Origin of the sequence: Brevibacillus sp. MER 51 (assembly GCF_023714195.1) — a bacterium.
GTDB lineage: Bacteria > Bacillota > Bacilli > Brevibacillales > Brevibacillaceae > Brevibacillus.
In genome coordinates this window covers 431,644-447,593 of sequence record NZ_JAMAUS010000003.1, presented here as the reverse complement: position 1 = coordinate 447,593, position 15,950 = coordinate 431,644, and the positions used below count along the sequence as shown (strand labels likewise).

At 47.3% G+C, this 15,950-nt stretch carries 12 protein-coding genes; all 12 read right to left on the bottom strand.

The window, feature by feature from the left end; all coding sequences use genetic code 11:
• Positions 1 to 123 precede the first annotated feature (123 nt).
• Positions 124 to 3,219: an efflux RND transporter permease subunit gene (locus M3630_RS09325; protein ID WP_221867084.1), complete on the bottom strand. Its 3,096-nt coding sequence runs from the start codon at positions 3,217 to 3,219 to the stop codon at positions 124 to 126.
• A gap of 4 nt (positions 3,220 to 3,223) precedes the next feature.
• On the bottom strand, positions 3,224 to 4,447 hold the full coding sequence (locus M3630_RS09320) for an efflux RND transporter periplasmic adaptor subunit (RefSeq protein ID WP_251251893.1): 1,224 nt from the start codon (positions 4,445 to 4,447) through the stop codon (positions 3,224 to 3,226).
• A 247-nt stretch (positions 4,448 to 4,694) separates the two neighbouring features.
• On the bottom strand, positions 4,695 to 6,554 hold the full coding sequence (gene pepF, locus M3630_RS09315; RefSeq protein WP_251251892.1) for an oligoendopeptidase F: 1,860 nt from the start codon (positions 6,552 to 6,554) through the stop codon (positions 4,695 to 4,697).
• A gap of 97 nt (positions 6,555 to 6,651) precedes the next feature.
• Entirely contained in the window at positions 6,652 to 7,938 is a 1,287-nt protein-coding gene (locus tag M3630_RS09310) for a UDP-glucose dehydrogenase family protein (RefSeq protein ID WP_251251891.1), read from the bottom strand.
• Between the two features lie 12 nt (positions 7,939 to 7,950).
• Positions 7,951 to 9,024, bottom strand: coding sequence for a glycosyltransferase (locus M3630_RS09305; RefSeq protein WP_251251890.1), 1,074 nt, complete (start codon positions 9,022 to 9,024; stop codon positions 7,951 to 7,953).
• A gap of 26 nt (positions 9,025 to 9,050) precedes the next feature.
• Positions 9,051 to 10,001, bottom strand: coding sequence for an NAD-dependent epimerase/dehydratase family protein (locus M3630_RS09300; RefSeq protein ID WP_173609465.1), 951 nt, complete (start codon positions 9,999 to 10,001; stop codon positions 9,051 to 9,053).
• The gene (locus M3630_RS09295) at positions 9,998 to 10,801 is read right to left on the bottom strand and encodes a glycosyltransferase family 2 protein (protein ID WP_251251889.1); all 804 of its coding nucleotides are present in this window, start codon (positions 10,799 to 10,801) and stop codon (positions 9,998 to 10,000) included. The genes M3630_RS09300 and M3630_RS09295 overlap by 4 nt, the downstream gene beginning before the upstream one ends.
• The gene (locus tag M3630_RS09290; RefSeq protein WP_173609467.1) at positions 10,798 to 11,844 is read right to left on the bottom strand and encodes a glucose-1-phosphate thymidylyltransferase; all 1,047 of its coding nucleotides are present in this window, start codon (positions 11,842 to 11,844) and stop codon (positions 10,798 to 10,800) included. The genes M3630_RS09295 and M3630_RS09290 overlap by 4 nt, the downstream gene beginning before the upstream one ends.
• Positions 11,845 to 11,966: 122 nt before the next feature.
• Positions 11,967 to 13,139, bottom strand: coding sequence for a glycosyltransferase family 4 protein (locus M3630_RS09285; protein ID WP_232773199.1), 1,173 nt, complete (start codon positions 13,137 to 13,139; stop codon positions 11,967 to 11,969).
• Positions 13,120 to 13,542 (bottom strand): hypothetical protein, encoded by a 423-nt coding sequence (locus tag M3630_RS09280; protein WP_251251888.1) that lies wholly within the window; start codon positions 13,540 to 13,542, stop codon positions 13,120 to 13,122. Before M3630_RS09280 ends, M3630_RS09285 begins: the two co-directional genes overlap by 20 nt.
• Before the next feature lie 105 nt (positions 13,543 to 13,647).
• Positions 13,648 to 14,331, bottom strand: coding sequence for a DnaD domain-containing protein (locus tag M3630_RS09275; RefSeq protein WP_173609470.1), 684 nt, complete (start codon positions 14,329 to 14,331; stop codon positions 13,648 to 13,650).
• A gap of 120 nt (positions 14,332 to 14,451) precedes the next feature.
• Positions 14,452 to 15,741, bottom strand: coding sequence for an asparagine--tRNA ligase (gene asnS / locus M3630_RS09270; protein WP_221867089.1), 1,290 nt, complete (start codon positions 15,739 to 15,741; stop codon positions 14,452 to 14,454).
• Positions 15,742 to 15,950 lie beyond the last annotated feature (209 nt).

Below are 15,950 nucleotides of genomic sequence, written 5' to 3'. Positions count from 1 at the left end.
TGCTTGCTCCTTTCATGGTTCACTCAGGTATGTATCTTGACCTCTTTATTCTACAGAACTTTCAGACGAAGGAAAAGCAAAAGAGAAGGGGTACAGCATATACTCCCCTTCTCTTGCAAATCACTATACCTCTGTCGGAGGTACGTTCTTGTCTTTGTTTTGTTTTGCCTCTCGTTTTGCTTCTCGCTTCGCTTGACGAGCCGCCTTGCGCGCCAGCCTTTTTTCCTTCGCCCCCTCAAACAGGGAGTACAGGACAGGAACGAGCACCAGCGTAACGATGGTATGGAAGATCAAGCCAGCGATTACAGCAGTTGCGAGCGGTGCCTCCAAATCAGAGCCTTCTGCCATCGCAAGTCCCATCGGCAGCATCCCGAGAATCGCCGTCAGCTTCGTCATGATAACAGGACGAATCCGTTCTTTGGTTCCTTGGATAATGGCTTCGGCTGTATCCATTCCACGCTTGCGGAGCAAGTTGATCCGGTCGATCAGAAGAATCGCATTGGAAACGACGATACCAACCAGCATAATAATCCCAATCATCGCCATTTCACCGAATGTCCGCTGTGTAAGGACGAATCCTAACACGACACCGACCAGTGCCATTGGAATGGTCAGCATGATGATAAACGGCTGGGAAAGACGTCCGAACTGAGCAACCATGACGACATAGATCAAGGCAAGTACACCAACGAATACAAAGATCGCTTGTGTCATATTCGTGCTTTGTTCTTTCAATTTTCCGGCGATCTCTACTTTGTAGCCTGCTGGAATTACTACACCTGGGAGCTTCTCTCCGATCTCACGACCAACTCCGGCCAAATCGCCACCTTGAAGCTCAGCGGAAACGGTGATGATCCGCTCGCCTTTTTTGTGCTGAATCGTAACGGGAGATTTGCTATAGGTCATCTCTACCAAGTCAACCAAAGGCACTGCTGCACCATTTTTCGCACTCACCATGACGTTTTTAAGTTGATCCGGGTGCTTCAGCCAGTTATCAGGCATTTTAGCCACTACGTTCACTTCGATTCCGTCCTGCGTGATAGAAGTAATTTGTTGGCTGCCAATCAGCACGCTCAATTGTTGTAACAACGAACGATGATCTACATTCAGCCTTGCGAGAGCTTCTTCTTTTGGCAATAACGTGACCTTTTCCTTGCCTTCTTTAAAGTCGTTGCGAATGTTGCCGACACCGGAGATGGTAGAAAGCATTCCTTCCAGATCGGTAGCGATCTTGCTCATCTGCTCCATGTCGTCCCCGAAGATTTCCAATTGGATCGGCGCACTGCCACCCTGTTGTCCGTAAGACATAGAGACCGTTTCAATTCCTGGCAAGCCATTCAAAATATTGTTGATATCTTCATTCAAAGCTTCCTTATCCCTTGTTCTTTCTGTTTTCGGAATCAAGGAAATGAATAACTCTGCACTTTCCTTGGAAGCAAAGAAGAATACATCGTTAATTTCGGGGATTTTACGCAGCGCATCTTCCCCGGCTACAGCTGCTTTTTGTGTTTTTTCCAGTGTAGACCCAATCGGCATGTCAATATTGGCAAAAATGATATTTTCATTTGGATTGATCCCTTGGCCAGTTTTCATCATTGGCGTAAGGAATGCTGATCCGACTAGCATCAAAATCGCCAGTAAAATCGTTTTGACGCGATGTCTAATCGCAATTTGCAAAAGTCCGCTGAACGCACGGATGATAAAGTGTTCTTTCCCTTCACCTTCTAGCGAAACGTGCTTATCCTTTTGCAAGAAGCGATTGGAGAATACGGGAACAAAAAAGAATGCGGCGATTGTTGAAGCGATAATAGCAGCAGATACGGTAAACGCGATTGTTCCCAAAATCGGTTTGAGCCAGTCTTCAAAATCTGCAAGGACGAGCGGCAAGAAAACGATAATAATCGTAAGCTGCGAAGTAAATACAGGCGTCAGTACTTCTCTCGTTCCTTTTACAATCGCCTGTTTGAGCTCCTCGCCTTTCTCTCGATAGTGATAAATACTCTCCAGCACCACAATCGCGGCGTCAACAATCAATCCGACGGATAAGCTCAAGGACAACAAGCTGATCATGTCTATGTTGTACCCGCCGATTTTCATCGCGATAAATGTCATCAAAGCAGAGAGTGGCAGCGTCGTTGCAATAACGAGAGTAACCCTCCAGTTACGAAGGAAAACGAACAGGATGATAATCGCAAGCGCTCCACCAATCATCACATCACGACTGAGGTTGGAAACCGCATGCTTAATGAAGGACGCTCCTTCAAACATGACTTTGATGGTATATTTGCCATTCGCTTCTGCATTTAATTCGCGAACAACCTCTTCTACCTTCGCTTGCGTGGTAATCAAATCATAACCATCCGATCGTGTAACGCTCAAATGAACAAAAACGGAGCTGTTCGTAAGCGCTACTTGATCCTTCACTTTTCCACGCAGGTCTTCAATGTCTGCGAGCTGATCTAGGGAAACCGCTCCCTTCGGCGTATCGATCGACAGAGCCCTCATTTCCTCCGCGTTTTGGTACGAATTGTCGATCATGACTACTGTGTCAAAACCTTTGTTCTCCAGCGTCCCAATCCCTTGTTTCCAGTTCGTATCCTGCAGTTGCGAGATGACTGCTGCAGGATTGGTTTGATATGCATTCAATCGCTCAGGCAACAGAGAAATGGCAATTTTATTTTCGAAGCTTCGGTCAGAAACCGATACTTCCTTGACTCCCTCGATTTCCTCAATGCGGTCCTTGATCGATGTTTTGGCCAGACTCAGCATCGTCTTCGGATCAGCACCTACGAGAGCATAGTCAATCATCTGTTCGCCACCAAAGCTGCTCTGGTTGACTTCTACGGAATCAATGGCTTTCGGGAACCCATTGCGAAGGCGGTTAACGGCATTTTGCACATCTTGCTTGACTTGCTCGCCTTTTCCTTCGTTCGCAGAAATATTGATGCTTACGTGCCCAGCACTCGTTGAAGAAGAATATTTTTTAATATCATTAATCGATTTTAGCTCTTGTTCTACTTTTTTCGTTATTTTCTCTTCCATCTCTTCAGGAGGAAGTGACCCACCCGATATCCGAACAAAAATGTCCGGGAAGTTCGTTTTCGGTACCAATTCAATATTAAAGCTGAACAAGGACCCCAGTCCGGCAATGACGAGCAAAAAAGTAAACAAATAGACAATCAGTTGTCTCTTAAGCAAAAAGAGAATCATCTTGTTCATGCAACTATTCTCCCTTCGCCTCTACTTTTTGCCCTTCGACGTAGAATGTAATTCCACTGCTAAGGAGCTGGTCGCCTTCTTTCACTCCAGATACGATTTCGATAGAGTCTCCGACCATTTGACCGGTTTTCACTGGTTTTCTTACAGTCAGGCCATTCTCTACTGCCATCACGTAATGGTCGGTTTGACTCACGCCGACACTTTCCAGCGGCACGAGGAAGCCATTCACTTGGCGCGGTATCTCAATTGTCGCGGCCATTCCTCCACGCCAGTAACCATCTGCATTCGGAATCGTGATCTCGACGCGGTACTTCCCAGTATCCTTGTTCACAACTGGAGATATAAATGCAATGGTTCCTTCACTTTTCTTACCATCGTCCGACAAAGCCTGCACCTTCGTTTTCTCACGGAATTGACCGATCAATTCATTGGAGACATCCAAGGTTACTTTTACGTCAGACAAATCGACAATACGAATAATTTCTTGACCTGGAGAAGCCTGCTCTCCCCTTTGCAGCCTTACATCCACGACTGTTCCCGCAAATGGCGCCTGAATTTTCGCATCATCCAAGCTCTTCTTCGCACGGTCTACACCGCCGGCAGCAGCTTTAATCGATGCGTTGGCGACCATGACATCTTCTGGCTCTGCTCCTTTTTGTAGCTCATTTAGAGATAGCTGAGCGTCACGCAGTGTAATCTCTGCTTGCGTAACAGCCCGTTTACTTGCATTTATTTCGTTTTGCGAAATGGCTCCACCGGCAAACAGCTTCTCACTTGTTGCGAGATCCTGCTTTGCTTTATCCAGGCTGTCTTGCGCACTTTTTACTTGCAAACGTTTCTGTTCAAGTGCTTCTGTTGTCGCACCTTTTAACGTCTTGATTTTACGCGCTGCTGCTTCCTCTACCTGCCCCTGTGCCGCTGCAATTTCTTTTTGGTGGTAACGCGTATCCAATGTGGCCAATAACTGACCCTGCGCGATTTTTGCTCCTTTGGTCGCGGAGATCGCTGAGATTGTTCCGCCTGTACCAAACGACAGTACCGCGTCACGCTTGGCTTCCACCATCCCTGTGACTGCGAGCATCACTGGCTTTGTTGCCTTTTGTACCTTTACAACCTCTACTACCTTTGCCTTTACCTCTGTCTGCTGCGGTGCCTCTGGTGCTGGTGCTGAACAACCAGCAGCGACCAACATGACCGAAGCCAGAATAATGGATGCCCGTTTTTTCACAAGAATTCCTCCAAATTTTCACAATCATTCCTCATGGCGTAATTGTGCCAGTTTTTACCTCCGCTGCAAAACAGTCAGCGGGTGGAAATTCATCTCCGCCCCGAGACGGATAACAGTACCGAACAGCGCATAAATAGATACGTAAGATAACTGGGAAAGTTACCTTTTATTGGACGATCTTGAAGAAAAATTTACAAAAAAAAGCAGTCAAGTCATAGACCTGAACTGCCTTAGGATTTGATCCATTTTATTGTTCGACCAGCTGTTCCAGTTCTTCGAGCAATTCCTTGAAGACACTCAATGCTTCTGCAATCGGTGTTGGCGACGTCATATCTACGCCTGCGCCCTTTAGCAGATTGAGCGGATAATCCGAGCTGCCGCCCTTGAGGAACTGTAAATAACGATCCACGGCTGGCTGACCTTCCTCCAAAATCTGCTTCGAAAGAGACGTCGCGGCCGAGAAGCCAGTCGCGTACTTATACACATAGAATCCGCGATAGAAATGAGGTATCCGTGCCCATTCCAAATCAACTTCGCTGTCTACGACCATATCTGGACCGTGATAGGCAACATTGAGCTCACGGTAAATCGTACTGAGAGATTCGGCTGTGAGCGGCTCTCCCTGCTCTTCTTTTGCGTGCACAATTTTCTCAAACTCAGCAAACATGGTTTGACGGAATACGGTGCCACGGAACTGCTCCAGATAGTGATTGATCAGGTACATACGTTGTTTCTTGTCTGTCGTCGTCTCGAGCAAATGATTCATCAGAAGTGCTTCGTTCAATGTGGAGGCTACTTCTGCTACGAAAATCTTGTAATCAGCATACGTGTAAGGCTGTGCGTGATTGGAATAGTAGCTATGCAAAGCATGCCCCATCTCATGCGCGAGCGTAAACATGTTATTGACGTTGTCCTGATAGTTCATGAGGACAAACGGATGCGACGTATAAGCGCCCCATGAGTAAGCTCCGCTTGTCTTCCCTTCGTTTTCATGCACATCGATCCAACCGTTGGTAAAGCCCTCTTCCAAAATGCGACCGTACTCCTCACCCAGTGGATGAAGTGCTTCTTTGATCGTTGAGACAGCTTGGTCATACGGGATTTTCATGTCCGTCTCAGGTACTATCGGCACGTACAAATCGTACATGTGCAATTCATCTACACCCAATAATTTTTTGCGCAAGGCAATGTAACGGTGCATAAGCGGAAGATGCTCGTGGATTGTTGCAATCAGGTTATCGTACACAGGGAGCTCCACATTGTCGGCAAACAAGGCTGCGTACAGGGCAGACGGATATTTTCTCGTCCGCGCGTAGAAAACATCCCCTTTGATGGCAGATGTCAGCGAGGCTGCGATCGTATTGCGGAACTTGCCATACGTACTGTACAACGCTTCGAATGCTTCTTTGCGCACGCGTCGGTCTTTGCTTTCCATGAACTGCGTATAGCGTCCCTTGGTCAGCTCGACTTCCTCGCCGTTTTCATCCGTGATCATCGGAAATTTCATGTCAGCGTTGTTGAGCATCCCAAAAATTTTAGAAGGCGAGGACGCAAGCTCACTCATGTTTGCCAGCAATGCTTCTTCCTCGGCGGATAGCGTATGTGGCTTGAAGCGAGTAATCTCTTCCAACAAAATGCGGTAGTGCTCAAGACCCTCAACTTCTTTGATCCACGTTTGCAAGTCTTCCGTCGGAATCGCCAAAATCTCCGGCTGTATGTACGAAATGGAACCGTATACTTGCGTGCTCAGGCTGGTCGCTCTGTCGGTTAGCCCTTGATACTTGCTATTCGCATTGTCTTCGTCACGACGCATACGTGCATAGACGTACACTTGGTCAAGCGTCTTCAACAATTCATCTTGCAGAGTCAACACGGCCAGCAACTGTTTACCGGAAGTAGCCAGAGAGCCTTTCATTGCTGCGATTTTTTCTGTGAGCTGTTTTACTTTTTGAACGTCCGCTTCCCAATCATTATCCGTGGGATACATGTCCTCAAGACGCCATTTGTATTCAGCGGGGACGTCACTGCGTTTCGGCAGTGTTTTGCTTTTATTCACCGTGATCACTCCCTCGTTATTCATGTAAGATGAAATGGTCAAATCATCCATATGTGTATCCTATCGTATTATGCCTACAGGTTCAAATCAATCAGACGCTTTCATGTTTTCCACAGAAAAAAAGCTGAGCTTTCCCGAAATGGAAAAGTCAGCTTCTTCCTACTCCGATATAATGAAAGCCTGCTTCCTTTACCTCCTGGTTCGGCCAGGCATTTCGACCGTCTACCAAGATCGGCAGCTCCATGCTTTGGTGAACCTGTTTCCAATCCAGTTGGACACACTGTTCCCATTCTGTGACCAATAATGCGGCGTGTGCTCCTTCGCATGCTTCTGTCGCAGATTGCGAATACGTGATCTGTGGAAACTGCTTACTGACACCAGATGCTCCAATCGGATCGAACGCCTTCACCGAAGCACCTTTTTGCAGAAGTGCTTCTATCAATTTGAGCGATGGCGCTTCGCGGATGTCATCCGTATCCGGTTTAAATGTCAACCCCAGAACGGCAATTTGTTTCCCTTTCAGATCAGGGAGTTGCAAGCACAACTGCTCCAAAAACCAGGCAGGCTGCGTATTATTCACCTCTCGCACTTTATCCAAAATGCTTAATTGAATATTGTGCTCAGCTGCTAGCTGCAATAGCGCAATCGTATCCTTCGGAAAACAGGAGCCGCCATAGCCTACTCCGGCCCGTAAAAATTGCGGACCGATTCGGCTGTCCATTCCCATTCCTCTCGAGATCGTCACGATATCCGTCCCCAGCGCAGTACTTAACCGTGCTAGCTCATTCATGAAGGAGATTCGGGTGGCCAAAAATGCATTTGAAGCGTATTTGATCAGCTCCGCGTTTGCTCTGGTCGTGACTACTCGCGGTGCCTTCACACGGTTGTACAGTTCCTCCATGCGATCCGCTGCCTGTGAATTATCTACGCCAATGACAATTCTCGAAGGCTCCAATGCGTCCAACAATGCACTCCCTTCCCGTAAAAACTCCGGGTTGGATGCAACAGATATCCCTTGGCAGCCAGCCAGCATCCCCGCTACTTTTTCCCCTGTTCCGACTGGTACGGTACTCTTGATTACCACGATGCGTTCTTGCGGTGCGAGCGAATGTACCTTTTCAATGTCAGAAACTGCCCCGAGTAAATAGGTTAAATCGGCTGTGCCGTCTGCTGCTTCAGGTGTCCCTACACAAATGAAAAAAATTTCTGCATCCTTCGCCTCTGTCAGATCCGTATAAAAAGTGAGCGCGCCATCATCCAATACTTTTTTCAATGCCTCATCTAAGCCCGGCTCGTAAATCGGCGAAATCCCTTGGCGCAATTTTTCTACTTTGGATGCAACGAGGTCAATACCAGTCACCTGATGACCGTTCATGGCAAGGGAAACAGCAGTTGTCAAACCTACGTAGCCGGTCCCAATAACGGCAACTTTCATTCCTTCACCTCATCATTTTTTTGACACACGCAAATAGAGCTCTTCTAGCTTCATCCGTTGCTTATGGATATCATGGTTTTTTTCTACTTTCTGTCGAGCCTCCGCCGTGATCTGTGCCCACTCGTGACTTTCTGATAGTACTCGGTTTATCATTTTCCCAAGCGCAGTAGGTGATTTCTCCGGCACCAGATATCCCGTCACTTTGTTTTCGACCAGCTCCGGAATCCCCGCGTGATAGGTGGAAATGACAGGGCGTCCACTAGCCATCGCTTCCATGATGACATTGGGAATCCCCTCTTGATTGCCATTTCTCGCGGTCTTGCATGCGATGATGAACAAATGGCACTTGGCCAGTTCACGCTGGACTTCACGATGTGGCAGAGCTCCTTTGAGCACGACTTGTGTGCCTAACCTGTTTTTCTTGATCAGTCGTTTGAGCTTCTTTTTTTCTTCTCCATCACCGACGATGATCAGCTTTGCCTTGGGATGTTTTTTATGCACGTGAGCAAACGCCTTGATAAGCGTATCCATCCCCTTTTTTTCAGTCAGTCTTCCTACGCTAAGTAAACGGTACTCCCCATTTTCCACGGGTTGAGGCGGCAGCATGGGAAATTTGCGCAAATCAATTCCTGAGCGGATAAGGGTAATTTTGGACGGGGGACAGCCCAGATGAATCAAGCGCTTTCTCATGTGATTGCTGACGACTGTAAACGCCTGGCCCTTTCGAAAGAGACGCATAAGGGACCTTCTGTACACTGGATTTTCTTTTACGCGTTTAGTCGCATCAAAGCCGTGAAAGGAAGTGATCAGGGGGAGCTTGCTTTTTTGTGCATAAGGAAGCAATTCTAATCCAGCAGGACCAAAACGGGCGTGCAGGCATTTAATTTTCTTTTGTCGCAGCCAAGTGGAGAGGCCGGCCATATGCTTGCGCACATAGACCGGCGAATAAGGAAATTGTTTTCGGTTAAAGGCTCGCTGTCGGGTCAACACCACGGGTTTGACCACTTGATGTCCAAGCAATTGCTCGTAAATAAATGTTTCACTCTTGGGAAGAAACTTTCTGCGATAAACGAGGACCCGATGCATGCAACTGGCCTCCTTTATGACGGGTGTTACCCCTTTGATTGCGAACGAATCTCTGCTAATTGATGGCGAAGGCCCTCTTCTAGCGTCACTTTTGGTTTGTATCCCAAGCGTTGTTGGGCAAATTGGATATCCGCACAGGTTCGTAAGGAGTCACCTGCCGGCCCATTTTGATACGTAATGCGAGGAGTCAGATTCATTAACGTGCCCATGATGGACAGCACATCGATGAGCTTGATTTCCCGATCTCCACCCACATTAAAAATGTCACCAGGAACTGCATGCTGTGCAGCGAGCAGGTTCGCCTCTACCGCGTCTGTTACATACGTAAAGTCTCGTGATTGCTGTCCATCACCATAGACGATGACCTGCTCGCCTTTCAGCATTTGACGAAAGAAACGATGAAAAGCCATATCTGGACGCTGTCTGGGACCATATACCGTAAAGTAGCGAAGCATGCTAACCGGGAGTCCATAAGCTTTTACATAAACCGAGCAGATTTGCTCCATCGCTTCCTTGGTCACCCCATAGGGGGAAACTGGGCGAAGAGGCGCATTTTCATTGGTTACTGTCCCTTGCATCGTTCCGTATACCGAAGAGGAAGACGAGACCACGATGACAGGTGGCTTCGGTCTTTGCAAACACGCCTCCAGCAATTCTTGTGTGGCCAAAATATTATGGCTAACATAATCAGCAAAGGATTTTCCCCAGCTGTTTCTCACACCTGGCAAGGCAGCGAGATGGAAAACAGCATCGACGTTCTCGAGCCAAATGTCCCAACGCCCGGTCTGAAGCGTTGTGGAGTGGAAGGTGAAGGCGGGGTGCTTTCCTATTTCGGCCAGATTACGCAGTTTCGCAGCTACATCGTAGTTATCGATGAATCCGTCGATCCCGATGACTGTCACGCCATCGTTCAACAATCGCTGCGTCAAATGAGACCCAATAAAACCTGCACAGCCGGTGACAAGAGCTTTCTTCATCGCCTCCGACGCCTCACTTTCTTGAGCCTTTTAATGACTAAATAACCGTTCTTGTAACCATAGATGGCCTTGTACTTCTTGCCCCACCTTTTCAGATAAAATTTGAATGTTTTTTTCCGCAAATAATTACGGCGAAACTTCATCTTGCTATCCGTGAGCTGACCTTTATGCTTCGTCCGGTTGTAAAGGGTTTGGTTGATGTACCTCACCCGATACTTTTCAATTAATCGCAAAATGATTCGCCGATCCTCCATAATCCTTCCCTCGTATCGATCCGAGGTATCCCAACCACCCACTTGATGTAGGGCTTCAACACGATAGCAACGTGGAGAAACCATCCAGCGATTGTATTTCAGAAACTGGTATTTGTTATGAAATGTCTTGTGCTTCACCTTAATAGACTTGGTATATTTTCCGCGCCTAACTTTCCAGATGTTCATGTTTCCGTAGAAGAGAGCTGTGCTTTTCTTGCTTTTGTGAATGTACTTTTTGAGTACGGCCAGCGTTCGTTTCGGTAACCAGTCATCGGAGTCGAGTTGTACGAGATATGGGGTATCCACCATTGACAATGCCTGATTCATGACTTTGCCGATTCCAGAATTTTGTTCCATTCGATGATACATAATGTTTGGGTGGTACATATATTTTTCAATTTTACTTCTGGTGCGATCGGTGGACGCATCGTCAATGATCAGCAGCTTCCAATCTTTTGAGGTCTGATTCAAGACGCTTTTGATGGCTTTGCGAATAAACTTGGCGCGATTGTATGTCGGAATGACTACAGTAAAGGTCGGATTCATACGTCCTCCCTCTTTACAGCCGGAATGCAAATGGACGATTTGTCGCTTACAATGAAGACTCCCGTACTGTTAGAAGATTGACCCGTCATCATCGATGAGCGGCCGAAAACGCTGTTAGTTATTTTCCAGGCAATGTCATGCAACGAGCAGTTTTCCAGCAAGATACTATTTTCGAGATACGAGCAATTTTTCAAGCTTACGCCATTTTGGATCGAGACGTAGGGTCCGATTTGACAATTTTCGATCACACAATCTTCACCGATTAGTACGGGACCCGTAATCTTCGAATTTTTTACAATCGTTCCTTTGCCAATTTGATGTTGATTGCCTAGCTCCCTCGTAAGCATCCACTGGTTGGCCTCCAGCCAGCGATCAATAGTTCCCACATCCGAATATTTTCCGTTGGTAACGGAGTGAGCCAATTTGAATCCGCGATTAATCATCGATTGAATCGCATCCGTTATTTCTAGTTCGCCTCGGGGAGATGGCTGTAGGGTAGCAATTGACTCAAAAATAGGTGGCGTAAACAGGTATGCGCCAATCACAGCGAGGTTGCTCTTTGGCTGACGTGGCTTCTCCTCTACAGAGATTAGTCGTCCTTTTTGTACTTCTGCGATCCCATAATCCTGTGGTCTCTCCACTTGACTTAGCATCACGACACCGTCAGATTTCCCCTTCGCAAACGCTTTGGTAAGCCCGTGAAGCGAATCCATCAATAAATTATCACCTAGTAGCAAGATAAACGGTTCGTCTTGCAAAAACGGTTGCGCTAGCTGGACTGCATGGGCAATTCCCAGTCGTACCTCCTGCCTGATAAACGTAATGGTAGCCCCGAATTGACTACCATCACCCACCATGGGAGGAATCTGTGATTGAGAAGGATGTATCACGATGCCAATGTCCTGAATGCCCACTTCACGCAGTTTGCGAATGCAATAGTGTAAGACCGGGTGATTGGCCACAGGGAGGAGGGTTTTCGGTTGCGAATAGGAAAAGGGGTGCAGTCGCGACCCACGTCCAGCACACAAGATTAACCCTTTCACAAGTATCACTCCCCAGTTGTGCTCTGCGATACTTATAAGGTATGCGTATCTGGATTGCTGGACAGGGCAGACGTCCACAATGACACAAGAAAAGGCAACCACCTATATCATTTCCACTCGAACTATCCTGTTTTTAAAAGCTGTTGTTTCTCTTCACTTCGTGTTGGAACGACTGATTCAAATATGTTCAGATAGCCCTGCGCAGTTGCATACCAAGAGAAAAACTTGGCTCGCTGGAGGGCCTGTTTGCCCATTTCATTCCGGACAGCAGGTGAACTCCACAACAGTTCCCAGACAGCGGGCAATCCTTTTTCCCAATCTTTTGGCGGGATGATAAAGCCACTTTTCTCGTGGGCAACAACTTCACGAATGCCGCCGCGTGGAGTGGAAATGACGGGCTTTCCGGAAGCCATTGCTTCTAAATTGACACGGCAAAACGCTTCTTTCCAAACAGACGGTGTCGCCACGACATCCCCAATTTGGTAGTAAAGCGGCATTTTTGCGGATGGAACGAAATTGACGAAACGCACCTTTTCCCCCAACGGCTTCGCAAGGCGCTTGAGCTCACGAACATACGGATTCAAGCGATTACTGCCGTATCCCGTACCGCCGACAATGACGAGTTTGGCTTTCGGGTCTTGTTTGCTCACCCGGCGAAATGCTTTGATCAGCACATGTACCCCTTTGCCGCGCATGAGTCTTCCGGCATAAAACAAGACGCGATCATCTGGCTTCAACCCGAGTTCTTGACGCATTTTTTTGACTGCTATCTTTGCAACCTGATAAGGCGTGACATCAACCCCGAGGTGAACCGCATGAATTTTATTTGCAGGAATCTTGCACGTCCGAATAAAATGTTGACGTAAAAATTCACTGTTCGTAATAAAGCCTGTTGCCAGTCGAACGGAGCGCCGCATATTTTCCTTGCTGATGGTCGGCTGTGATCCATACACGTGAGAGTGCATATTTACAAAGATTGGGATCTTGGGAAAATGGCGTTTTAATGTGAGAACATAGATTGGTCTGTTTTCCACGAGGATGACATCTGGCTTGTTCTTCTTGATATGGTTAATAATCCGGCGCAAATAAGGCTTTGGCCCTTGATACGGGACGCGAATGAACTGCCGGTTTTCTTCCACGGATGAGGTAGGATAGGTTGCACATTGACGAGTGTAGATGGTTACGTTATGCATAGGCTCAATCATCTTTGTGACCTCGTCAATATCGTGCTCGACCGAGCTTCCTTTGACCGGTGGCACTGAAAAGGGGCCCGGACTAATAATTGCGATGTTCATTTCGCTCGATCTCCCACTCCTTTTTCAGTGAAAGAACTACTTGATACAAGTATTGCAATTGTTTGGTATGGTTTTCTTCAAGCTTCTCCCATCTTTCTTCCCACGACGCAAGCGCCTCTTTCAGTTCCATCACTTCTTGCTCAAACTTGTGAACCTGTTCCACGACAGCCTCGTCTGTCTCTCTCATAATAATTTCAAAGGTAGGCTCCAAGACCAGTTCCTTTGGCTGCTCTGCTGTTGTATTTACGACCAACTCCTGGACGTTTTCCGTTACTTCCTCTTCTTGCTTTTCATTGGCTTTTACAATTGAAATACGTTGAACTGCCTCATCTACGACATAACTCCCTGAAAACACACCTGGTGTCACCCAATGAGACAGATCCCATTTTTTCCGTTTTTCCACAAGTTATCGCCTCCTGAAGCTTGCATCTACGTAATATGTTATGACAGCCAAGGAAAATGGGTACGTGTACGGTGACATAGAAAAAACCGCTTGATTTGGATGAAATCAAAGCGGTTGCCCGTGGTCTCTCATATTTGCTTGTCTACGGAAGTTCAAGCTGTAAAGACGCGCTTGTTCTACGGTTGTTATCTGTTGCTTTTGCCACTCGAGCAAGATCCTGTCGATATAGCGGATGTGGAGCTTACCGACGGTTGCAGCCTCACGCAAAGCGGTCAAAATCAATTCTTCCTGATAGCCGTCCTGTTCGGTCCACATATGGATATTCTCCAATTCAAACGGCGCTAGCGGGCGGCCAAATGCCTGCTCGAAACGAGCGTAAATGGCAACAGGTTCGGCATCCAGAGAAACAGCCACTTCCATAAAAGGGTCCATGCTTCTCGGGTCTACTTGCTGCTCCCGCCAGGTGTGGTACAGCTTTTTGTACAAGGGGGTCAAATTGTATTGCTCATGACGCATGCCCGTTTGTGGATCGATAAACTCATCTATCGTAATCCAATCTTCTTTTAATAGCTTTTGAAGAGATTGAATCAATCTCCTGCTCGTCATGGACATGCGTTCCTCCAGCTCTGTTAAGGTCGGGAATCGATTCCCTTCCTGCTGAAAGGACAGCAGATGAATCAGTAGCATCATCTCGTCATCAGTCAATGACATACGCTTATACATTTTTAAAAGAAGGTTGGAGACGGATGTTGCTCCTTCTTGCAACAGTTGCAATATATGGGAGTCCATAACGCATATTCACCTCTGGGTTGGAATAACAAGGGAGTGCGTAAAACGCGCTTTCAAACAATAGGAACACCCTGCTGCCCTCGCGCAACAGGGTGTAGATCGTTCATCGATAAAGAAACTCTATGGGTAGAGACGATTCAGCATGCGTGGGAATGGAATGGTTTCACGCACATGATCCAGACCGCAAATCCATGCAACGGTGCGCTCCAGACCCAAACCGAAGCCGGAGTGAGGAACTGTACCATATTTGCGCAGATCCATATACCAGCGATAAGCCTCTTCCGAAAGCTCATGCTCAGCAAAACGTTTCTCCAAGAGTTCTGGATCATCAATCCGCTGGCTACCCCCGATGATTTCACCGTAGCCTTCCGGTGCGATCATATCCGCGCACAGAACCACCTCTGGACGTTCAGGGTGAGGCTTCATGTAGAAAGCCTTGATTTCGGTAGGATAATGGGTGATGAAAACAGGCTTGTCGAAGTGGTCCGCAATCATCGTCTCATCCGGTGCTCCGAAGTCGTCCCCCCATTTGATCTCGCTACCTTTTTCCTGCAAGAGTTTGATCGCATCATCATAAGAGATACGTGGGAACGATCCCGTTACATTTTGCAGTTTTGTTGTATCGCGCTCCAACGTTTTCAGTTCGCGCTCACAGTTTTTCAATACGGATTGTACCACATGAGAAACAAACGCTTCTTGAATACGCAGATTTTCTTCGTGATCCACGAAAGCCATCTCCGGCTCGATCATCCAGAACTCGATCAAGTGACGACGTGTCTTGGATTTTTCGGCGCGGAAAGTTGGACCGAAAGAGTAAACGCGACCTAACGCCATAGCGGCTGCTTCCATATAAAGCTGGCCGGACTGCGAGAGATACGCATCCTCATCAAAATATTTGGTATGGAACAGATTGGTGGTGCCTTCCGCAGAGGTCGGTGTCAAAATTGGTGGATCTACTTTTACGAAACCGTTCTCGTGGAAGAACTCATACATGGCGCGAATCACCTCGGAACGCACAGCCATGACTGCACGCTGACGTGGAGAACGCAGCCACAGGTGGCGATGGTCCATGAGGAAGTCAACACCGTGTTCCTTCAAGGAAATCGGATATTCCTGGGCGATCTGAATAATTTCCACACCTGTTACTGTCAGTTCGTAACCGCTTGGTGCACGGTCATCCGCACGAACTACACCGGTTATGTAAAGTGAGCTTTCTTGTGTGAGCTGCGATGCATTCTCCCACACTTCTTCTGCTACTTCTGCTTTGACTACTACCCCTTGGATGAAGCCAGATCCGTCGCGGAGCTGCAAAAATTGAATCTTGCCGCTGCTGCGTTTATTGTATAACCAGCATCCTAGGCGTACTTCTTGTCCAACATGCTGCCCGATTCGGGCAATCGTCGTCAACATTGAATGATTCCCTCCATTTACCATGCCACGCAAATACAGACTAAGTATACCAAACAATTATACTATTGGGGGCCTGCAAATTCAATGAAAGTATCCCTACATAATGTTAACCACAATTTAATTATGTAAACAAATGTGCATTTGGGAGACCTGATCTCAGCATCGGCCTCCCTGCTCCTGAATCATCCACTCGCCCCATTGTTGTTTCC

What these genes read in the sequence shown, in the direction of transcription:
- M3630_RS09325 (WP_221867084.1), bottom strand. Translation starts at nt 3,219, where the DNA reads ATGAACAAGATGATTCTCTTTTTGCTTAAGAGACAACTGATTGTCTAT.
- pepF (WP_251251892.1), bottom strand. Translation starts at nt 6,554, where the DNA reads ATGGATGATTTGACCATTTCATCTTACATGAATAACGAGGGAGTGATC.
- M3630_RS09310 (WP_251251891.1), bottom strand. Translation starts at nt 7,938, where the DNA reads ATGAAAGTTGCCGTTATTGGGACCGGCTACGTAGGTTTGACAACTGCT.
- M3630_RS09305 (WP_251251890.1), bottom strand. Translation starts at nt 9,024, where the DNA reads ATGCATCGGGTCCTCGTTTATCGCAGAAAGTTTCTTCCCAAGAGTGAA.
- M3630_RS09300 (WP_173609465.1), bottom strand. Translation starts at nt 10,001, where the DNA reads ATGAAGAAAGCTCTTGTCACCGGCTGTGCAGGTTTTATTGGGTCTCAT.
- M3630_RS09295 (WP_251251889.1), bottom strand. Translation starts at nt 10,801, where the DNA reads ATGAATCCGACCTTTACTGTAGTCATTCCGACATACAATCGCGCCAAG.
- M3630_RS09285 (WP_232773199.1), bottom strand. Translation starts at nt 13,139, where the DNA reads ATGAACATCGCAATTATTAGTCCGGGCCCCTTTTCAGTGCCACCGGTC.
- M3630_RS09275 (WP_173609470.1), bottom strand. Translation starts at nt 14,331, where the DNA reads ATGGACTCCCATATATTGCAACTGTTGCAAGAAGGAGCAACATCCGTC.
- asnS (WP_221867089.1), bottom strand. Translation starts at nt 15,741, where the DNA reads ATGTTGACGACGATTGCCCGAATCGGGCAGCATGTTGGACAAGAAGTA.